Consider the following 19,130-nt stretch of genomic DNA (forward strand, 5'->3'; position numbering starts at 1 on the left):
TTACTTGGCAGCCTAGTTATCAGGTGGTCTAAAATGATTTTATGGTTTCTACGGGCAACGAGGGATCCGGCTACTGGTACGGCCCCGACGGGCAGCTGGACTACAGCGCGGCAGTATTGAAGTCGCTCCGGGACTACCGCTCGGCCGAAACCGAGATCCGCCGCAATACCAGGGACTCCATGGGCATGGGGGAAACGGACATTCTTGCCCTGAGGTATCTGCTGCGGGTCCAGGCGTCCGGAAAGCAGGTTGTGCCCAAGGATCTCAGTCAATTCCTCAATATTACTAGCGCCTCCACCACCTCGCTGATTGACCGCCTGGTGGCCAGCGGGCACGTCCGGCGCGAGGCACACCCCACGGACCGGCGTTCGGTTGTGGTCGTTCCCACTGTTGAATCCGACAAAGAGGTCCGCGAAACGCTCGGTGCCATGCATCGCAGGATGATGACGGTGGCGGAGAGCCTCACTGCCGACGAGGCCCGGGTGGTTGTGGAATTCCTGCAGCGCATGACCGAAGCCCTGCAGGTGTCCGAAAAGGAAGCGCACAAAGTTCACTAGGCTGACTAGCTAGTTCAACTAGTTATATGTATGCTTACGACTGTTCCCAAAGTTGCTTCCCAACGGAGTCGTGAGTGTGTTGGTTACTTTTACCGAAGTTTCACCGCCAAATCCCGGCACAGCCGGGGGAGTCCTGACGAGCGACCTGCGATCCACCCTGGCCGGCACCACAGCGCCGCAGGAAAATCCGGCGGTCCACTGCGGTGCCGCCATGCAGATCGTTACACCGGCCGTTGGCGGCGGCAGCACCAGCTACACCTTTGCCCCGGGTGACGCCGGCAGCATCGAACTTCCTCCCGTCTGGCGCTGCGCCTGCGGCTTCCAGCTCGACGCCTGGACGCCGGGGGAGACCCGCTCCGGGGACCGTCCGGCCGCCCTCGCCGCATGAGCACCGGAATCGCAGCGCACGCCCTGCCGCTTCATGGACTGGGCGACGCCGACGCCCTGGTGGCCGGTCACTACGGGCTGCGGGAACGCCTCGGCCGGGGATCTGCCGCCGAGGTCTTCCGCGCCGTAGACCTGGCAGGCGGCCCCGACGTCGCGGTGAAGATCGCCGCAGCGGACGGGCGGAAGCAGCACCAGCGGATCAACAACGAGGCAGCCGTCCTGGCGGGGCTGAACCATCCCTCCATCGTGAGGCTTGTTTCCCAGGGCGCCATGCCGCACCGCGGGACCTACTCCGGGCGCCCCTTCCTCGTGGAGGAACTGGCCCTGGGTACCAGCTTGGCGGAAACCATCCGGTTGCAGAGGCCACGGCCCGTTGACGTTGCCTTCTGGGCGCGGAGCCTTTTCGATGCCTTGGCGCATCTCCATGCCAACGGTCTTGTCCACCGTGACATCAAACCGGCCAACCTGATGTTGAGCGGACTGCGGAGAAGTCCCGTCAGGATCATAGACTTTGGGATCGCAGCGCCTGCGGGATCAGCGCCCGAACCCGGCATGTCATCCGGAACAGTCCATTACATGAGTCCCGAGCAAGCCTCCGGCGGGGTGGCGCAGCCCTGCTGGGATGTGTACTCCATGGGCCTGGTCCTGCTTGAGCTCCTGGTCGGCGCCAAGGCGTTCCCGGGGACGGCCATCGAATCCCTCGTTGCACGCACCCTGCGGCCGCCCGAGGTTCCCGGCCACCTGGGCGACTGGGCCCTCCTGCTGCGTTCCCTGACAGCCATGGATCCAGGGGAGCGGCCCACGGCGGAAGAAGCCGCTGCGATGGCAGCACGGCTCATCCCCGCCGCTCCCGCACCAACCCAGGTTGCGCCGGCGGCCCGCATCCCAGCGGCACCGTGCCGGTCCCTGCCGGTGTTCTCTCCGCGGCGCCACCGCCAACAGATCTAGGCTCCCGCGACGTCCCGCCCCGTCGGGTCCTCCGCGGCAGGGTCCGCCAAGGCGAGGCCGCCAACCGGGCTTCCATCCCAATGCAGCAAGTTCCAGCCTGTGGCCGGGTTGCCCTCCACCGCCACAATTCCCGTGTTGGCGAGGACATGCCGGGCAGCAAACTCGTGGTCCGCCCCTTCGGCCCGGAGGCCGGCCCAGGTGCGGATCGCGGCACCATGGCTGACCACTGCCACCGTCCCGTGCTGTTCCATGGCGGCCCGCTCGGCAACGCGCGCAATAGCAGCGTCAAACCGCTCAAAGAAGGCATGGCCGTCAGGCCCGGCAGGCATGCGCCGGTCCAGTTCTCCCGCAGCCCAGGAAATCACCGTGCCCATATAGCGCTTGTGGGATTCGTGGTCCGTGAGCTTCTCCAGCGACCCGGCCTCGATCTCGTGCAGACCCTCCAGCACTTCAACATCCAGGGCATGCAGCCGCGCCAGCGGCGCCGCGGTGATTTGTGTCCTGATCAGCGTGGAGGCATAGAGCGCGGCGATCGGCTCGTTGGCCAGTGCCCGCGCCATCGCCTCCGCCTGGCGTTCGCCCAGTTCGGTCAGTCCCGGACCGGGGTGGTCGGTGTCCAGTTGGCCCAGCACGTTGCCGGGGGTTTCGCCGTGTCGGATCAGGAGCAGCTTCATGTTCCCAGTTTCCCATCCCCACACTGGCATGAGGCCCACGTGCACATGGCGTCACCCGGCCCGGCCGCCGCGAAGGCGCCGGACCCCTTGGAGCCCGGCGCCGCCGTCGTACTGTCTCTTCCTGCTGCGCGGACTACTTCAGGTGGTCCACCAGAGTGTCGGCGATGCCCGTGTATTTGGCGGGCGTGAGGGCCAGGAGCCGGGCTTCGGCCTCCGCGGAAAGGCCCAGACCCTGTACAAACTCCTGCATGCGCGCCGCGTCCACCCGCTGGCCGCGGGTAAGGTCCTTGAGGCGCTCGTAGGGGTTCTCCATGCCTTCGACGCCGGCGATCGCCTCGGCACGCATCACCATCTGGATCGCCTCGCCGAGTACCTCCCAGTTGGTGTCCAGGTCCGCAGCAAGCACGTCGCCGGCAACATCCAGCCGTTCCAGGCCCTTGGCCACATTGGAGATGGCCAGGAGGGAGTGCCCGAAGGCCACGCCGATGTTGCGCTGGCTGGAGGAATCGGTCAGGTCGCGCTGCCAGCGGGACGTGACCAGGGTGGCACCGAGGGTGTCCAGCAGACCGTTGGAGATCTCCAGATTGGCTTCGGCGTTTTCGAAGCGGATCGGGTTCACCTTGTGCGGCATGGTGGACGAACCCGTCGCGCCGGCCACCGGGATCTGCGCGAAGTAGCCGATGGAAATGTAGCTCCAGATGTCGGTACACACGTTGTGCAGGATGCGGTTGAAGCGCGCAACGTCGGCGTACAGCTCAGCCTGCCAGTCATGGCTTTCGATCTGCGTGGTGAGCGGGTTCCACGTCAGGCCAAGGCCTTCGACGAAGGAACGGGACACCTGCTGCCAGTCGGCGCCGGGGACGGAGGCCACATGCGCGGCGTAGGTGCCGGTTGCGCCGTTGATCTTGCCCAGGTATTCGGTCCTGGCGATCCGGTCCAGCTGGCGGGTCAGCCGGTGGGCGATGACCGCGAGTTCCTTGCCGAGCGTGGTGGGCGTGGCCGGCTGGCCGTGGGTCCGGGACAGCATCGGAACGGCGCGGTTCTCATCGGCCATTTTGCTGATCTGCGCCACCAGGCCGCGGGCTGCCGGCAGCCACACGTCCTCCACGGCACCCTTGACACCCAGCGCGTACGAAAGGTTGTTGATGTCCTCGGACGTGCAGCCGAAGTGGACCATTGCGGTCAGGTTTTCGATGCCGATCGCGGGCAGGCGCCGGCCGATGTAGTACTCCACGGCCTTCACATCGTGGACCGTGACGGCTTCGATCCCGGCGAGCTCGGCCACGGAAGCAGCATCGAATTCGGTGACGATGGCACGCAGCTTCTCCTGCTGTTCCTTCTCCAGCGGCCCCGCGCCGGGAAGCACGTTGTTGCTGGTCAGGTGGATGAGCCATTCAACCTCCACGGCCACGCGGTCCCGGTTGAGGGCTGCCTCGGACAGGTAGTCAACGAGGGGGGCGACGGCGGACTGGTAGCGGCCGTCCAGGGGTCCGAGCGCGATCTTTTCCGGCGACGCGGCGAGGGCCAGGCGTCCTGAGGGCGTACGGGTATCAGCTGTGGCGGCAGTTTCAGGCATGTGCTGATTCTTTCATGAAGTCCGGCGCGGCCTTAAGCCGCCCTCTTCCGTTACTTGTCCACATAGCCGACGACGGCCCTTCGCTGGGCAGCGCTGCCTCCCTAGCGTTGGGGACAGCAGGATTTGGCGCACCACCCGGCCGGGGAGGCCACGACAGGAAGCTGGCATGGGAAACGAATCAGGAAATGGCATCTGGGGCGGCGGGCTGCACGCCAGCCTCGAAGTCCAGGAGCTGGGCAGGAAGGTTTCACAGTGCTCCGACCAAATGGAAGAGGTCCTGGCGGGCTTCCATGAGATCCAGTTGGCGGGCTGGGAGTCCCCTGCCGGGCAGGCCTACCGCAATTCCGTGAGCCTGCAGGCGGTGGCGGTTCGAAAAGCCCTGGACAGGATCCGGGATGCCTCTGCGGCAGTGGCGGCCCATGCTCGGGCTGCGCTGACGTCGGAGTGCTCGCCGGACGGCCCGTTCTGATGGTTGACGCAACACCGGCCGGATCAGGCGGCCCCATCCGTGTCTCACCCCCGCCCCCGGACGGCATCCTGACCATTACCGGGGGCGTGGGCGGCATCACCGTCCAGCTGGAGGAACTGGACGTGGGAGCCGGAAAGCTCGACACCCTCGCCAGCCGCATCGCCGCCGTCGAGACGCAACTTCTCGGCGCCTGGCAAGGACTTGGCTCGTACCAGAACCAGCCGCGCAGCACAGGAACTGCCGCGCTGATCGCGGTGGGTGAGGCAAGGGACGCCTGCCGGCGGGTCCGGCTCGAGCTGGAGCGGACCAGCGGGCAGGTGCGCAGTTGCCGGCGGGACTACGAGGCGGCTGAGCAGCTGAAGCGGATCGTGGGGCTGTCGGACCCCCGGAGGGAACTGCAGAAGCATGCAGACTTCTGGCGGACCGGCTTCCTCAACGGTGACGCCACCGAAAGGCTGGCGGCACACGCCGTCACCATCATCCCGATGGTCAGGCCCGCGGTCGAAGAGGTGTTCGCTTCATTGCGCACAGGGTCGGTCAACGCCAAGCAGGAGGAAAGCATGACCATCAATCTCGATGCCACGCCTGCCGGACTGCTGGAGCGGGTCAGGCTGCTGGAGGCACGCGGCAGCGGATTCATCGAAGTTATCGAGGTGGCCGGCAAGGGTGGAAAAGCGTACGTGGTGGTGGTTCCCGGGACGCAGGTGAAGGAAGAGGACGCCGGAACCAATCCTTTCGACCTGGGCGGAATCGTCGACGGCATGGGCAACAAATCGGCCCAGGTGAATGCTGCCGTCCTCCAGGCCCTGCACGCCGCCGGCGCGGAACAGGGCGCGGACGTGGTGGCAGTGGGGTACAGCCAAGGCGGCATCCATGCCATGAACCTGGCGGCGGACAAGGACTTCTCCCGGGAGTACGACATGAAATATGTTGTGACCGCAGGCTCACCCATTTCCCGCATCGTCCCTCCGGACGATGTCAGCACCCTGCATCTGGAACACCGGACCGACTGGGTACCCGGCAGCGACGGCTCAGCCAATCCGGATACCAGGAACCAGGTCACCGTTACCGTGACCAATGACCTCTATGTCCGCGGCGGGGAGGATGCCGGCCTGGGACCGGGGCACCGGCTCAGCGGATATGAGGAGGCCGGCCGCCTTGTGGCGGCGAGCAAGGATCCTTCGCTGGTCCACTCCACCGCTGCACTGGGCGCAGTGTTGGGGGCCGGGGGAGCCGCCACCGCCACCCGCTTTTCCTTGACGAAGACACCCCCGCCGCCTCCTCCCATGGACCGCAGGGACCCCTTTTCCGGTCGTCCCCAACAGAGTGCCCGGTAGGACTGGGGCCAGGCGCCGGTGTCAGGAGATCTGCGCTGCGTGCAGCTCCGCGTAGGCCCGGGCACGCGTCTTGCCCGGCGTCCCGGCGGGCTCCGGCGCCGGTTGGGGCGCAGGTTCCGGCGCAGCCACGGGGCACTTGTAGTTGTAGTCGAGATCGCCTTCGGTGAACTGGGTTGTCGTGACCACCCCGCCGCCAGTCAGCGGCGCGGCTCCGCAGTACTCCCGGGCAGATGCAGTGGATTCGGCACCTGCGAGCCAGCTCGCCAGCCGGTAAAGATTGCTGCCCGCGCCCACGTCACCCACAATTTCACCGAACTGGTACGCAGTGGAGTAAATGCCGACTTCGACGCCGATGCCCTGCAGGTATGCGGCCATGCCCTCCAGTTCCGCAGCATTGATCGCCTTGTTCCACAACCAGCTGTTCCCGGTTTCGACGTCCAGCCACCACGTGCGCCGTGCCGGGTCACCGGCATCCTTCAGGATTGCCACATCATCGCCGGCCGTGGCGTACCCGTGGACGTAGGCGCACGCCGGCGATTCGCTGCCGTCGCAGCTGCCATACGGGTTGCTGACGTTCGCGCCCCGATAGGTGTTGTCCCCCGGCCACCACAAGGAATCCACGGGACCTGTCGCCGCCGTATTCACATACACCGCTGCGGGTTTGCCCGCGGCCGACTCAGCGCTGCGGTCCCCCCAGGCAAGCTGGGCTGCCAGGCATGGATTGACGGTGTCCGGGCGCCCGCCGTTCACGCCCACAATGGCGAAGGCGGGGGGATCGGGAAGATCAGCTCCGCACTGGGGCCAGGAGATGTCGTTGCCAAGGGCAGCGTTGTCCCGGGCAGGCCCCGTATCGGCTCCTGCATGGGCCGGCCCGACAGGCAACGCGGACAGCAGGCAGGCAGCAACCAGGATTCTGGGGAATTTCATGCGTAGGCCACCGTCTTTTCGGAACTGACAACGTGGGCCTTTTGGGGGCCCGGTTGGCAGCCTAGAAGGGCCGGCAGGCAGAGGTCATGGGTAGCCGGTACTGGACTTTGGAGGGTTTAGGGGCAGCGTGGCACCTGTTGGTACCTGCTCGGAAGGCGCTGCCTACTTAAGCTGCCGCCTCAGCTGGACGGACTTCCGCCCCTGCGCGTCAGCGCCGGCCACCTGGCAGCAAACCGGCCACCAGTGATACGAGGGAGATGATGATCGCGGCCAGGACGGCAGTCCAGAAAAAGGAGTCGATGGTCAGGTGGACCGGCGTGTAACTGCTGATCCAGGCCGTCAGGTACAACATCGCAGCATTGATGACGATGGCAAACAGGCCAAGGGTCAGGATGGTGATGGGAAGTGCCAGAAGCCGCACCAGCGGCCGCACGAAGGCGTTCACCACGCCGAAGATCAGCCCGATGAAGAGGTAGGCCACAACAATGCCGATGGTTCCGGTGTCCAGTGAAATGCCCGTCCTGGCCACGGCGTCGGAGGCGGCGGTGCTGGAGATGTCCATGCCCGGCAGGATCCAGCTGGCCACCCAGAGAGCTGCCGCGTTGACGATGACCCGGAGGATGAATGAACCCATGCCACCATGCTTCCATACGGGCCTGCCGGGAGGCTGATTGCCGGCCCTGAATTTCAGCCGGCGACTGCCGGATGCCCGCCGTAGCTTGGACGTAGGCTAGGAGCCATGACTTCTTCTGAGACCAGGGCCGGCGGACCAGCGCCGCGCCCGGTGCTGGACCTGCTGCCCCGCTACGCCGCAGGGAAGCCGCCGGCCACCGTCCAGGGGCTGGCCAGCTACAAGCTGTCCTCCAACGAAAACCCGCTGCCGCCGATTCCCGCCGTGCTGGCCGCGATAGCCGACCAGGCGGACTTCAACCGCTACCCCGATCCGCTGAGCAGCAAACTCCGGGCCGCGCTCGCGGAGTTCCTTGGCGTGCCTGCAGAGGACATCGTGACCGGAGCAGGAAGCCTGGGCGCCCTCAACCAGATCCTTGCGGCCTTCGCAGGACGGAACGAGGACGGCAAGGCCGACGAAGTCATCTACGCATGGCGGTCGTTCGAGGCGTATCCCATCAGCGTGGGGTTGTCGGGCGCCGAGAGTGTCCGCATTCCCGTGACCGCGGACGGGCGGCATGACCTCGACGCCATGGCTGCGGCGGTCAGTGCACGCACCAAAGTCATCCTCCTCTGCACGCCCAACAATCCCACCGGCCCTGCACTCACGGCAGCGGAAACGGAAGCCTTCATCCGGTCCGTCCCCGCCGACGTGGTGGTGGTCATCGACGAGGCCTACCAGGAGTTCGTCAGGGCGGCGGACGCCGTGGACGGGATCGACCTCTACCGGAAATACCCCAACGTGGTGGTGCTCAGGACCTTTTCCAAGGCGCACGGCCTGGCAGGGCTCCGCGTCGGGTACAGCGTCTCCCACCCGGAACTGACCCAGTACCTGCGGGTTGCCGCGACACCGTTCGCGGTGTCCCAAATCGCCGAACGGGCAGCAATTGTTTCCCTCCGGAATTACGGCCAGGTTGTGGAGAGGGTACAAAAACTCGTGGACGAGCGGGACCGGGTAACCGCAGGCCTCCGCGGGCTGGGATGGGACATTCCGGACGCCCAGGGCAACTTCGTCTGGCTCGCCCTGGGGAGTGAAAGTGCCGCCTTTGCGGAGCAGGCGGGCGCGCGGGCCCTTTCGGTGCGGGCCTTCCCTGGCGAGGGTGTGAGGGTGAGCATCGGGGAGCCCGAGGCCAACACCCGTTTCCTCGAATTGTGTGCCGACTATACAAAGGCACCTGCAACTTCCTAGCACTTAACAAGTAGCCCTCCCGCTACTTACCGAAGATAAAGTTAGGATCAACAAGCCAATGTATATGCCGCACCAGGAATGTATTCCTTGAGCGGCATATATCCCAGCGACATTGCATTGCATCCGGATGCGGCAAGCAAGGAGACGGTATGGGCACTCATCTGCCTTCCACCGAGTTCGAAGGAACAGCGGTAGACGACCAGCGGGAAGCCGATGCTGAAGCCGTCATGGGCGAGCCCGCGGCCCAGATGGTGCAGCTGCTTGGACCGGACGGCAAGCTCGGCGCCGATCCGGTCTTCAGCAGCTACGCAGACAAGCTCACACCCGAGGACCTGCGGGGGCTCTATGCCGACATGGCCGCAATCCGCCGGTTCGATGTCGAAGCAACCGCGCTCCAGCGCCAGGGCCAGCTGGCGCTCTGGGTCCCGCTCACCGGCCAGGAAGCGGCCCAGATCGGGTCCGGACGGGCAAGCCAGCCGCAGGACTACATTTTCCCCACCTACCGGGAGCACGGTGTTGCCCTGACCCGGAACGTCGACCTGGCTGAACTCCTGCGGCAGTTCCGCGGGGTTTCCAACGGCGGCTGGAACCCCAAGGACACCAACTTCCACCTCTATACCCTGGTGCTCGCCGCACAGACCCTGCACGCCGTGGGCTATGCGATGGGCATCCAGCGGGACCAGAAGCTCGCCGGCGGCGCAGGCAGGCAGCCGGAGGCGGCCGTCATTGCCTACTTCGGTGATGGCGCCAGCTCTGAAGGCGATGTGCACGAATCCATGGTCTTCGCCTCCTCCTACAAGGCGCCCGTGGTGTTCTTCTGCCAGAACAACCACTGGGCCATCTCCGTGCCCACCAACGTCCAAACCCGCGTCCCGCTCTCCAACCGCGCCAAGGGCTACGGCTTCCCGGGCGTCCGCGTGGACGGCAATGACGTCATCGCCGTGCACGCCGTCACCGAATGGGCCCTGGAACATGCCCGCCAGGGCAACGGACCGGTCCTGATCGAGGCCTTCACCTACCGGGTGGGGGCCCACACCACCGCTGACGATCCCACCAAATACCGCCAGTCCGCGGAGGAGGACGCCTGGCGCGCCAAGGACCCGCTGGCCAGGCTCGAAAAGTACCTCCGTGCGCAGGACCTTGCCGGCGACGACTTCTTCGCCAAGGTCAAGGCCGACGGCGACGATCTCGCTGCCTACGTCCGGCGCACTGCCCACGACCTTGAAAACCCGGATATCCGCCAGGCCTTCGCGAACGTCTATGCCGAAGCCCACCCGCTCGTGGCCGAGGAACTGGCGTGGTTCGAGGAATACAGCGCAGGATTCGCGGGCGGCGAAGAGCCCGCCGGACACGCAGCAAAGGCAGGCCACTGATGCCCACCATGACCATCGCCAAGGCCATCAACGAGGGCCTCCGCGCCACGCTGGCCGCCAACCCCAAGTCCCTGCTGATGGGGGAGGATATCGGTCCGCTGGGCGGCGTCTACCGGGTGACAGACGGCCTGATCGGAGAGTTCGGCCCTGACCGCGTGGTGGACACCCCGCTGGCTGAATCCGGCATCATCGGGACTGCGATCGGCCTCGCGCTGCGCGGGTACAGCCCCGTCTGCGAGATCCAGTTCGACGGGTTTGTCTTCCCGGGCTTCAACCAGATCACCACCCAGCTGGCCAAGATGCATGCACGCAGCAACGGCAACCTCACAGTTCCCGTGGTCATCCGCATCCCGTACGGCGGCGGCATCGGTTCCGTGGAGCACCACTCCGAGTCCCCGGAGGCCCTGTTCGCCCACACGGCCGGCCTGCGCATCATCACTCCCTCCAACCCCCACGATGCCTACTGGATGATCCAGCAGGCGGTGGAGTGCCAGGACCCGGTCATCATCTTCGAACCGAAGCGCCGCTATTGGCTCAAGGGAGACGTCGATGTCCAGGCCCCCGGCCCGGCAGGGGATCCGTTCAAGGCCCACGTGCTCCGCGAAGGCACCGATGCCACCATCGTGGCCTACGGCCCCTTGGTGCCGGTTGCCCTCGCTGCCGCCAACGCCGCCGAGGAGGACGGCCGGAGCGTCGAGGTCATCGACCTGCGGTCCATCTCGCCGCTCGACTTCGACACCGTGACCGCCTCCGTCCAGAAAACCGGCCGCCTGATCGTGGCCCACGAAGCGCCCACGTTCGGCGGAATCGGCGGCGAAATCGCGGCCCGCATCAGCGAACGCGCCTTCCATTCACTGGAGGCCCCCGTCATCCGCGTCGGCGGATTCCACATGCCGTACCCCGTTGCCAAGGTGGAGGAAGACTACCTACCGGACATCGACCGCATCCTGGAGGCGCTGGACCGCGCCCTCTCCTACTGAGGACACCATGACCCTGAACAAGTTCAACCTGCCCGACGTCGGCGAGGGCCTCACCGAAGCGGAAATCGTCTCCTGGAAGGTCAAGCCGGGTGACGCCGTCGCCATCAATGACGTCCTGTGCGAGATCGAAACCGCCAAGTCCATCGTGGAACTGCCGTCCCCCTTTGCCGGGACCGTCACTGAGCTTCTGGTGGATGAGGGCGTGACTGTCGATGTCGGCACCCCGATCATCAGCGTCAGTGACCAGGTATCCGGCGACCCCACGCCCGCAGACGTCCGCGCCCCCGAAGCTCCGCACTCCCCGGACGTGCCGGAGCAGCCGCTCTATGGCAAGCTTCCGGAGGATGAACCGGCCGACGGCGGCGCTGGCGGCGGTGCCCCGGCCGGCGGTCCCCTGGTGGGTTCCGGACCCAAGGCGGACGCCGTCAAGCGGCGGCCGCGGAAGACGGCGCCCGCCGCAGCGGTGACGGCCAACGCCCCCCAGGTTGAGCCTGTCCAGCCCCGGACGCCCGCTGCGGTGTCCGCTGGCGAAACCGCCGTCGTCGACAACCGGCCGACCCTGGGCGGAACCATCACGGGCCTGGTCAACCGGGTCCTGGCCAAGCCGCCGGTCCGCAAGATCGCCCGCGACCTGGGCATCGACCTGGCGGACGTCGTGGCCACCGGTTCACGCGGTGAGGTGACGCGGGAGGACCTGGTCAGCTACCAGGCCCAGCGGGACGCCGAACTGGACAAGGCAGACGGCTTCTGGGGCAAGGCCGGAAAGCCGCAGGACCAGCGGGTTGAACGGATCCCCGTCAAGGGCGTCCGCAAAGCCACCGCCAAGGCCATGGTGGAATCCGCCTTCGCAGCCCCGCACGTCAGCATCTTCGTGGACGTCGACGCCAGCCGCACCATGGAGTTCGTCAAACGGCTCAAAGCCTCGAGGGACTTCGAGGGCATCAAGGTCTCCCCGCTGCTCATCCTGGCCAAGGCCGTCATCTGGGCCGCCGCGAGGAACCCCAGCGTGAACGCGTCGTGGGTGGACAGCGAAGGCTCCGACACCGCCGAGATCCACGTCAAGCACTTCATGAACCTGGGCATCGCCGCGGCCACCCCGCGCGGGCTGATGGTTCCCAACATCAAGAACGCCCAGGACCTTTCCCTGAAGGAACTGGCCCTTGCCCTGAACAACCTTGCCACCACTGCCCGTGCCGGGAAGACGCAGCCGGCGGAAATGCAGGGCGGGACGCTCACCATCACCAACATCGGTGCCCTCGGCATCGACACGGGCACCCCGATCATCAACCCCGGCGAGGTGGCCATCGTGGCCTTCGGCACCATCAAGCAGAAGCCGTGGGTCCTGGACGGTGAGGTAATTCCCCGGTGGATCACCACGCTGGGCGGATCCTTCGACCACCGGGTGGTGGATGGGGACCTGTCCGCGCGGTTCATGGCGGACGTCGCGGCCATCCTGGAAGAGCCCGCGCTCCTCCTGGACTGACCGGTGACCATAACCAGCGGAACAATCCGGATCAAGAACCGCACCGCAAAGTGGCTGACCGAAGTCTTCCAGCCGCCGGTGGTGGTAACCCTCCAGCTGTTGATCAGTCCCCTGGCGGAGGACGGTTTCCCCGGAACCATGGGCTACGGGGCGCTGGCGGCCCTCTTCGTCTGCGTGCTTCCGCTGGCGGTGCTGCTGGTCCTGGTCAGGCTGGGAAAAGTCACAGACCATCATGTGAGCGACCGGAAGCAGCGTGCGCCGGTGCTGCTGATGGCCCTGGGCTGCATCGCTGTGGGGCTGCTGGTGCTCGGCGCGGTGGACGCCCCCAGGAGCGTAATAACCATGGTCCTCGCGGTGGTGGGCGGGGTGGCCGTGCTGGCCGGTGTCAGCCCGTTCTGGAAGATGAGCGGCCATGCCGCTGCCATCTCCTGCGCCGCCGTCGTCTCCGTGCTGATGCTCGGTGCCGCCTGGGCTCCGCTGCTGCTCCTGGTCCCGGCGGTCAGCTGGTCACGCGTGGTGCTGCGGGCCCATTCCCCGGCGCAGGTCGTGGCGGGTTCGCTTTTCGGCGGTGTGGTGATGGCCGGGATCTGGTGGGTGCTGGAGGGCTTGCTGGTCGGCTGACCGCTCCGGCACCGGTCCGTTGGACCTAGTAGGCGTTGTAGGCAGTGAGGGCGTCGAGGATTGCGGGGTCAGCCGTGGTTCCAAGGACCACCGCTGCTGCCGTCATGAGCCCACCCATCAGGGCAGCCATTCCCGCCCAGGCGCCCAGCAGCTTCCAGTCTTCGCGCAGGACGCTCCGCACCGTCTGCGGGAGCTGGAGGTCCGGAGCGATGAGGTTCGGTGCGCTGTCCAGGCTGCCGTCATCAAGGAGTGCCACAACCCGGCCGTTGCTGCGGTCCACGCGCATGGAGCTGATGTGGTTGCCGTGGCGGGCCAGGAGGATGTCGTGGCCTACGAGCTGGCGGCGCTGGAGAGTAATCAAGGGGAGCCCTTCGCTGGAGGTGGAATCGTCGATGTCCACGCCTTTGGGGCCGCTACAATTTTATCTTTGCGCCAGCAGCTGAAACGGTGATACGGCGGTGAGAACGGACACCCCCCGCAGCGATATCCGCCACCACGGGGAGTGTCCGGGGTTACGCTCCCGCCGGCAGCAAGGGCTTAGTCGGCGTCGTAGGTGTTCGCGATGTAGACATCGCACGGAGCGTTGTGGGCCACGCTGTTGGCCACGCTTCCAAGGACGCGGCCGATCCCCTGCATGCGCCGGTTGCCCACCACGATGATGCGTGCCTCCATCCGCAGGGCTTCCTTGATCAGGGCGTCCGCGGGCCGGCCGCGGGCAGCCGAGTAGGTGACCTTAATGTCGCGGCCCAGGGACTCGGCAACGGTGCGCGCCACCTGCTCCGCGGCGTCCGCGTCCGACACGATCCAGCGGTCGCTGCCGCTGCCGAAGACTTCGGTCCGGTCACTGTCGAAGGCCGATACGACATGCAGCGAAGCGTCCAGCGCCGCCGCCAGGTCCCGGGCCGACTCGGCCGCCTTCTTCGCGGTTTCGCTGCCGTCAACCCCTACAACGATGATTCCACCCATGTGCATGCTCCTTTGCTCGGTTTCGGCACTCGTGGGGCTTACGCTACAGGCCCGGGATGGCTTCCTGCAGTACCCCGGCCAGTCGGCGCACGCCCTCGGCGATGGCGTCCGGAGGCACTGCGCTGAAGGCGAGACGCAGCTTGTTGGACGGCTCGTCCGACGGCGTGAAGGCGGCGCCGGGGATAAACACGACTCCGGCATCGATCGCCTTGTGCAGCAGCGGGTAGGTGTCAACGCCCTCGGGCAGGGTCACCCAGACGAAGAAGCCGCCCTGCGGGCTGGTCCAGGTGGTCCCGGCCGGCATGTGTTCGTGCAGGGCTGCCAGCATGGCCCGGCAGCGTTCCGCGTACAGTCCGCGGTAGGTTTCGATCTGGCCCTTCCAGTCGTATTCGCGCAGGTAGGCGGAAACGAGCATCTGGTTCAGGGCAGGGGGGCAGAGCGTCACCGACTCCGCGGCAAGATAGTAGCGGCGCTGGAGGTGTTCGGGCACCAGGGCCCAGCCGATCCGGAGGCCGGGTGCGAAAATCTTGGAAAACGACCCCAGGTAGATGACGTCGTCCGGGTTCGCGGCCCGCAGGGGGGCCAGCGCCTCCCCCTCGAAGCGGAGCAGGCCATACGGGTTGTCCTCCAGGATGAGGATGTTCGCCCGCCGGCAGATATCGACCACCTGCTGCCGGCGTTCCCTTGCCAGGGTGATCCCGGACGGGTTGTTGAAGTTGGGAATGGTGTAGAGGAACTTGATGCTCCTGCCTGCGAGCTGGAGCGCCGCGATCCGGGCCTCCAGCAGTTCCGGCACCAGGCCGTACTGGTCCATCTCCACCGTCTCCACCTGGACCTGGTAGGCCTCGAAGGTGTTAAGGGCCCCAACATAGGTGGGATCCTCCACCAGCACCACGTCACCCGGGTTGCAGAAAAGTTTGGTGGCAATGTCCTGGGCGGACTGGGAACCGGCAGTGATCACCACGTTCTGCGGCTTGGCATCAAGGATGCCTTCGGCGGCCATGACATCGCAGATCTGCGCGCGGAGTTCCTCCGTGCCCTGGCCCGCCCCGTACTGAAGGGCGGTCAGTCCGTCCTCCGCAATGATCCTGGCGGCGGTCGCGGCCAGGCGGTCCAGGGGAAGTGACTGGAGATACGGGCTCCCCCCGGCCAGGGAGACCAGCCCGGGCCGCATCGAGATGTCGAAGACGTCCCTGACCGCCGACTGGCGGATGTTCGCCGCGCGTTCCGAGAACAGTTCCTCGTGCCGGTGGGCAGAGGTGGCGGCACGCTCAATCGCATCAATGGCTTCGGCGGGCAACGTCCCCGCAGCGGCATCAAGTGTTTCGTGGGTCACAAGGTCAGGATACAGCCATGTGTTGCCTGAAAAGCAACATCTGTTTATCAACGATTACCGGTGGGTTCCGCCCGGGCATGGTCCAGGTAGTCGTCCAGCAACTCGCCGTTCAGGTAGATGTTCGCCCGGACGGCCCCCGAGGCTTCAAGGGCCGTCTGGGTGAGCTGGGCTTCGACCCTGGGAAGGTCGCACGCTCCGGCTGGATCCAGGGTTCCCGCGAGGTAGACCCTGACGGTGGGGCCATCGAAGCTGCCGGAAAGGAACCGCAGCCGCGACGTGCCCAGGGCGTTGTACAGGTTCCCCGCCTTCTGCCCGGGCCTGAGGAGGGCGCTGATGGCCGTCTTGAGCGGCTCATCCCCCGCCGCGCTCCCTTGCGGGGAGCCGACCAGGCTGTCGTTGCAGCCAAAGCGGACCCCGTGCCTGCCGCCGTCGTCCAGCAGTACGAAGTAGGCCGTTACCGTGGTGCCCGGGGCTACCGCCGTACCGGCCGGGCCCGGCGGTTCCGCGTTGGTGGAGGACAGCCGGGGGCTGCCGGTAGATTCCGCCGCATCCGGGCCGCCTGCGGGGCCCGGGGGCGTTGCTGAACGCTGCTGGCTTTCCACGCTTCGGGGCATCCGTCCCGGGGCTGTACCGGGCTCTGCGCCGGGATTCGGGGTGGGAACAGCTATCGGCGCCGCGGGCGCGGGCGTGCCGGCTTCCCCGGTTGCGCGGGTGACGGGCGGCTGGCCCGGAGGCGGCGCCGGGCTGCAGCCCGTAAGCAGCAACACAATGCATCCCGCGGCTGCCGCAGTGCCGCGTCCAGGCCTGATCCAGCTCCATATGTCTGCCATGCGGCACCGCAAATCCGATCCGGTCGCTCCAGTGGATTAACGCTACGGCCGTTCCTGCCGGAAAAGATGTCCGCCCGGTACCGTTTGGGACAAGACTTGGTCACGGCCTTTCAGTGGCCTTAAGCCGGCAGCGCCCGGCACGTCGGGAACGTGCCGGGCGCCGCGTTGCCGTCAGGCTAGGCGGCCGGTGCTGCTGCCGCCAGGGAGTCGAAGACGCCCTTGATCTGCGCCACAACCTCGGCGTCATCCTTCGGGTGCACGTCAGCGAACCGCACCATGGAACCGGGAACGGCGAGCTTGACGTCCTCCAGGACCTGGGCGCCCGCGATGCCGGCTGCCTTGCGGGCCTCATCCTGGGCCCAGACGCCACCGTACTGGCCGAAGGCGGTGCCGACGACGGCGGTGGGCTTGCCTGCCAGCGCGCCCGCGCCGAACGGACGGGACAGCCAGTCAATGGCATTCTTCAGGGCGGCGGGAACGGTGCCGTTGTGTTCGGGCGTGACCAGCAGGAGGGCGTCAGCCTGTTCGGCGGCCGCGCGGAGGGCTGCAGCCGCGGCCGGGACCTGGCCTTCGACGTCGATGTCCTCGTTATAGAACGGGATGTTGCCCAGGCTCTCGTGGATTACCACGTCCACCTGCTCGGGGGCGTTGAGCTGGATGGCTTCGGCCAGCTTCTGGTTGGTGGATTCGGCGCGAAGGCTGCCGACGAGGGTAAGGACGGTGCTCTTGGTCATGGAAACTCCTGGCTAGGGGCGCGGCGGGGGCCGCGTTCGGTCAGACATCAGGCTCATCAAGCCTTCACCAGACTAAACGGACCGCAGTCCGGTTCTATTCCCCGTGGCTAGACTGTCTCTGTGAGTTCCATCCCAGTGCGGCCGGAGGCGAGCCCCGTGACGGCCGCCGAGCGCCGCGACGCCGCCCGGAACCGGGAACGCCTCCTGGTGGCTGCCCGCGAACTGATTGAGCAGGGCGGGGCTGCCGCCCTGACCATGGACCGGCTGGCCGGGCACGCCGGGGTGGGCAAAGGCACTGTCTTCCGCCGCTTCGGCAGCCGGGCCGGCCTGATGCTGACCCTCCTTAACGACTCGGAGGCGGCGTTCCAGGCCCGCTTCCTCTCCGGCCCCCCGCCGCTGGGACCCGGCGCCCCGCCGCTGGACCGGCTGGTCGCCTTCGGAACCGAGCGGATTGCCTACGTGGTGGAGTACGGGGACCTGGTCCTCGCCGCCGGGCATGCCTCCCGGAGCAGGTTTGAAGTACCCGCTGCGGCGCTCTGGACCCGGCACGTGGAGATGCTGCTGCGTGCGGCCGGTTCCGAGTCCCCGGAGCCATGGCTCCTGGCCGGCTCCCTGACCGCCACCCTGGACCCCGAGCGCCTGCTGCACCTCATCCGGGAGCACGGAGTCACCCCCCTTCGCCTGGCCGATTCATGGCGTGAACTTGTCACACGCGTGGCCGGAGCGGCGTAGATTACGCGGTTCAAGCGGCCTCCGTCCAGTCAAGCCAACTTCACAGAACTATTCATAACGATCTGATACGGCGCGCCGGTTTTCGGTCTGTTCACGCCCTTTTCGCGCGGGGGCTTGTGATAGTTTCCTCTGGAATGTGACCCGCGACATAGTCCACCAGGACCTGCCCTTCGGGCCGCGGGAGGCCAGCTACCCGCTGGTGCAGGACCCCGGTGGGGCGGCACAATCCGTGCTTGGCCGGGGCAGACGGAAGGATCCAGCAGTGATGGTTGATGTGGCCGGCAGCATGGTGCACCAGTGGACACCGGCGTGTTCTCCCGCCCACCTCCCGGCGGCACTGCCGAAGAATTAGCCTCCATGCTCAAGTACCTCGCCAAGCGCGGCATTACTTACCTGGTGATGATCTTCCTCACCACATCTGCAGGCTACTTCCTGGCGGTCAGCTCGCTGAAGCCGGCTCTGCTGGAACAGGAACGCATTCCCCGCCCCACCCCCGAACAGGTTGCCAACTCCATGCGCCTGAAGGGACTGGACCCCGACCTCAGCCCATGGGAACGCTACGTTGACTGGCTCACCGGCATCGTCACCCGCTGGGACTGGGGCCGGAGCCCCAACGGCGCCTACATCAACGCCGAGTTCGGGGACCGTGTGTGGATCTCCACCCGGCTCTTCCTGGCGTCCATCATCCTCACCCTCGTCATCGGCGTGGCACTGGGCGTCTACTCGGCAGCCCGGCAGTACAAGTTCCAGGACCGCGTCATCACGTCCTACAGCTACCTGGCGTACATCGTGCCGGCACCGATTGCGTACTTCCTGGTGCAGCTGGCGGCCATCAACATCAACGAGTCCGTGGGGGACCGGATCTTCTTCGTCACCGGCATCTCCACCCCCGGCGTCGCCGCCGGATGGCCCCAGTTTGCCGACCTGCTGGCGCACTACGCGGTCCCCACCGTCGCCATCACGCTCGTGGGCTGGGGTGCCTACCAGATAGCCCAGCGGCAGTACCTTCTGGACAACGTGAACGCCGACTTTGTCCGCACCGCCAGGGCCAAGGGACTGAGCCGGAACCAGGCCATTGCCCGGCACGCGCTTCGTGTCTCCTTCATTCCGGTGGCCCAGAGCATCGCGTTCACCATTCCGGCCATCTTTGCCGGCGGTTTCTTCGCCGAAAAGATCTTCGCGTGGCCCGGCGTCGGCTCCTGGAGCATCGACGCCATCTCGCTGCAGGACGTCAACGCCGCCACCGCCACCCTGGCCTACGGCTCCGTGATCTTCGCCCTGGGCGCCATCCTGGCGGACTTCGCCACCACGCTTGTCGACCCGAGAGTGCGGGTGCAGTAGC

Annotated in this window: 21 protein-coding genes; 12 read left to right on the top strand and 9 right to left on the bottom strand. The window is 66.6% G+C overall.

Annotated elements, in window-relative coordinates; translation table 11 throughout:
- Positions 1-41 precede the first annotated feature (41 nt).
- The 3 genes from RM50_RS05730 (at position 42) to RM50_RS05740 (ending at position 1,892) form a co-directional block, all read left to right on the top strand.
- Positions 42-557, top strand: a complete 516-nt coding sequence (locus tag RM50_RS05730) for a MarR family winged helix-turn-helix transcriptional regulator (protein ID WP_043450824.1) — start codon at positions 42-44, stop codon at positions 555-557.
- 70 nt (positions 558-627) lie between these two features.
- Positions 628-945, top strand: a complete 318-nt coding sequence (locus RM50_RS05735) for a hypothetical protein (RefSeq protein WP_240471894.1) — start codon at positions 628-630, stop codon at positions 943-945.
- Complete coding sequence (locus tag RM50_RS05740; protein WP_052259991.1) at positions 942-1,892, top strand: serine/threonine-protein kinase; 951 nt, start codon at positions 942-944, stop codon at positions 1,890-1,892. Before RM50_RS05735 ends, RM50_RS05740 begins: the two co-directional genes overlap by 4 nt.
- Here RM50_RS05740 and RM50_RS05745 read toward each other — a convergent pair.
- Together RM50_RS05745 and purB are read right to left on the bottom strand one after the other, a co-directional pair.
- Entirely contained in the window at positions 1,889-2,566 is a 678-nt protein-coding gene (locus RM50_RS05745) for a histidine phosphatase family protein (protein WP_043450835.1), read from the bottom strand. The two genes, RM50_RS05740 and RM50_RS05745, sit on opposite strands and share 4 nt — an antisense overlap.
- Before the next feature lie 133 nt (positions 2,567-2,699).
- Entirely contained in the window at positions 2,700-4,142 is a 1,443-nt protein-coding gene (gene purB, locus RM50_RS05750) for an adenylosuccinate lyase (RefSeq protein WP_043450837.1), read from the bottom strand.
- Between the two features lie 166 nt (positions 4,143-4,308).
- Between purB and RM50_RS05755 the strand changes: the two genes are divergently transcribed.
- Positions 4,309-4,611: a hypothetical protein gene (locus RM50_RS05755; protein WP_043450839.1), complete on the top strand. Its 303-nt coding sequence runs from the start codon at positions 4,309-4,311 to the stop codon at positions 4,609-4,611.
- The gene (locus RM50_RS05760) at positions 4,611-5,948 is read left to right on the top strand and encodes a hypothetical protein (protein WP_043450842.1); all 1,338 of its coding nucleotides are present in this window, start codon (positions 4,611-4,613) and stop codon (positions 5,946-5,948) included. Before RM50_RS05755 ends, RM50_RS05760 begins: the two co-directional genes overlap by 1 nt.
- A gap of 21 nt (positions 5,949-5,969) precedes the next feature.
- Here RM50_RS05760 and RM50_RS05765 read toward each other — a convergent pair whose 3' ends face one another.
- Positions 5,970-6,875, bottom strand: coding sequence for a hypothetical protein (locus RM50_RS05765; protein ID WP_043450844.1), 906 nt, complete (start codon positions 6,873-6,875; stop codon positions 5,970-5,972).
- A gap of 208 nt (positions 6,876-7,083) precedes the next feature.
- Positions 7,084-7,509: a phage holin family protein gene (locus RM50_RS05770; protein WP_043450846.1), complete on the bottom strand. Its 426-nt coding sequence runs from the start codon at positions 7,507-7,509 to the stop codon at positions 7,084-7,086.
- A gap of 105 nt (positions 7,510-7,614) precedes the next feature.
- Here RM50_RS05770 and RM50_RS05775 point away from each other — a divergent pair, with 105 nt between their 5' ends.
- The 5 genes from RM50_RS05775 (at position 7,615) to RM50_RS05795 (ending at position 13,190) form a co-directional block, all read left to right on the top strand.
- Positions 7,615-8,733, top strand: a complete 1,119-nt coding sequence (locus tag RM50_RS05775; protein WP_043450848.1) for a histidinol-phosphate transaminase — start codon at positions 7,615-7,617, stop codon at positions 8,731-8,733.
- 149 nt (positions 8,734-8,882) lie between these two features.
- Positions 8,883-10,106: a pyruvate dehydrogenase (acetyl-transferring) E1 component subunit alpha gene (gene pdhA, locus RM50_RS05780; RefSeq protein ID WP_043450849.1), complete on the top strand. Its 1,224-nt coding sequence runs from the start codon at positions 8,883-8,885 to the stop codon at positions 10,104-10,106.
- Positions 10,106-11,086, top strand: a complete 981-nt coding sequence (locus RM50_RS05785) for an alpha-ketoacid dehydrogenase subunit beta (protein WP_043450851.1) — start codon at positions 10,106-10,108, stop codon at positions 11,084-11,086. The genes pdhA and RM50_RS05785 overlap by 1 nt, the downstream gene beginning before the upstream one ends.
- 7 nt (positions 11,087-11,093) lie before the next feature.
- Positions 11,094-12,569 (top strand): dihydrolipoamide acetyltransferase family protein, encoded by a 1,476-nt coding sequence (locus RM50_RS05790; protein ID WP_043450853.1) that lies wholly within the window; start codon positions 11,094-11,096, stop codon positions 12,567-12,569.
- Between the two features lie 3 nt (positions 12,570-12,572).
- The gene (locus tag RM50_RS05795; protein WP_052259992.1) at positions 12,573-13,190 is read left to right on the top strand and encodes a phosphatase PAP2 family protein; all 618 of its coding nucleotides are present in this window, start codon (positions 12,573-12,575) and stop codon (positions 13,188-13,190) included.
- A gap of 25 nt (positions 13,191-13,215) precedes the next feature.
- Here RM50_RS05795 and RM50_RS05800 read toward each other — a convergent pair whose 3' ends face one another.
- The 5 genes from RM50_RS05800 to RM50_RS05820 form a co-directional block, all read right to left on the bottom strand.
- Positions 13,216-13,551 (bottom strand): hypothetical protein, encoded by a 336-nt coding sequence (locus tag RM50_RS05800; protein WP_043450920.1) that lies wholly within the window; start codon positions 13,549-13,551, stop codon positions 13,216-13,218.
- 176 nt (positions 13,552-13,727) lie between these two features.
- Positions 13,728-14,156, bottom strand: a complete 429-nt coding sequence (locus tag RM50_RS05805) for a universal stress protein (protein WP_043450854.1) — start codon at positions 14,154-14,156, stop codon at positions 13,728-13,730.
- Between the two features lie 43 nt (positions 14,157-14,199).
- Complete coding sequence (locus RM50_RS05810; protein WP_043450855.1) at positions 14,200-15,492, bottom strand: PLP-dependent aminotransferase family protein; 1,293 nt, start codon at positions 15,490-15,492, stop codon at positions 14,200-14,202.
- Positions 15,493-15,539: 47 nt separating this feature from the next.
- Complete coding sequence (locus RM50_RS05815) at positions 15,540-16,094, bottom strand: GerMN domain-containing protein (RefSeq protein ID WP_240471896.1); 555 nt, start codon at positions 16,092-16,094, stop codon at positions 15,540-15,542.
- Between the two features lie 404 nt (positions 16,095-16,498).
- Positions 16,499-17,056, bottom strand: coding sequence for an NAD(P)H-dependent oxidoreductase (locus RM50_RS05820; protein WP_043450856.1), 558 nt, complete (start codon positions 17,054-17,056; stop codon positions 16,499-16,501).
- Between the two features lie 120 nt (positions 17,057-17,176).
- Here RM50_RS05820 and RM50_RS05825 point away from each other — a divergent pair, with 120 nt between their 5' ends.
- Together RM50_RS05825 and RM50_RS05830 are read left to right on the top strand one after the other, a co-directional pair.
- Positions 17,177-17,788 (top strand): TetR/AcrR family transcriptional regulator, encoded by a 612-nt coding sequence (locus tag RM50_RS05825; RefSeq protein WP_043450857.1) that lies wholly within the window; start codon positions 17,177-17,179, stop codon positions 17,786-17,788.
- Positions 17,789-18,145: 357 nt separating this feature from the next.
- A complete protein-coding gene (locus tag RM50_RS05830; protein ID WP_043450858.1) occupies positions 18,146-19,129 on the top strand; it encodes an ABC transporter permease in 984 nt (327 codons plus the stop codon).
- Position 19,130 lies beyond the last annotated feature (1 nt).

Origin of the sequence: Pseudarthrobacter phenanthrenivorans (assembly GCF_000813845.1) — a bacterium.
GTDB classification, from domain to species: Bacteria; Actinomycetota; Actinomycetes; order Actinomycetales; family Micrococcaceae; genus Arthrobacter; species Arthrobacter phenanthrenivorans_B.

Coding starts and splice junctions, on each gene's coding strand:
- purB (WP_043450837.1), bottom strand. CDS start 4,142: ATGCCTGAAACTGCCGCCACAGCTGATACCCGTACGCCCTCAGGACGC.
- RM50_RS05785 (WP_043450851.1), top strand. CDS start 10,106: ATGCCCACCATGACCATCGCCAAGGCCATCAACGAGGGCCTCCGCGCC.
- RM50_RS05745 (WP_043450835.1), bottom strand. CDS start 2,566: ATGAAGCTGCTCCTGATCCGACACGGCGAAACCCCCGGCAACGTGCTG.
- RM50_RS05805 (WP_043450854.1), bottom strand. CDS start 14,156: ATGGGTGGAATCATCGTTGTAGGGGTTGACGGCAGCGAAACCGCGAAG.
- pdhA (WP_043450849.1), top strand. CDS start 8,883: ATGGGCACTCATCTGCCTTCCACCGAGTTCGAAGGAACAGCGGTAGAC.
- RM50_RS05775 (WP_043450848.1), top strand. CDS start 7,615: ATGACTTCTTCTGAGACCAGGGCCGGCGGACCAGCGCCGCGCCCGGTG.
- RM50_RS05730 (WP_043450824.1), top strand. CDS start 42: ATGGTTTCTACGGGCAACGAGGGATCCGGCTACTGGTACGGCCCCGAC.
- RM50_RS05830 (WP_043450858.1), top strand. CDS start 18,146: ATGCTCAAGTACCTCGCCAAGCGCGGCATTACTTACCTGGTGATGATC.
- RM50_RS05740 (WP_052259991.1), top strand. CDS start 942: ATGAGCACCGGAATCGCAGCGCACGCCCTGCCGCTTCATGGACTGGGC.
- RM50_RS05760 (WP_043450842.1), top strand. CDS start 4,611: ATGGTTGACGCAACACCGGCCGGATCAGGCGGCCCCATCCGTGTCTCA.
- RM50_RS05755 (WP_043450839.1), top strand. CDS start 4,309: ATGGGAAACGAATCAGGAAATGGCATCTGGGGCGGCGGGCTGCACGCC.
- RM50_RS05770 (WP_043450846.1), bottom strand. CDS start 7,509: ATGGGTTCATTCATCCTCCGGGTCATCGTCAACGCGGCAGCTCTCTGG.
- RM50_RS05820 (WP_043450856.1), bottom strand. CDS start 17,056: ATGACCAAGAGCACCGTCCTTACCCTCGTCGGCAGCCTTCGCGCCGAA.
- RM50_RS05790 (WP_043450853.1), top strand. CDS start 11,094: ATGACCCTGAACAAGTTCAACCTGCCCGACGTCGGCGAGGGCCTCACC.
- RM50_RS05765 (WP_043450844.1), bottom strand. CDS start 6,875: ATGAAATTCCCCAGAATCCTGGTTGCTGCCTGCCTGCTGTCCGCGTTG.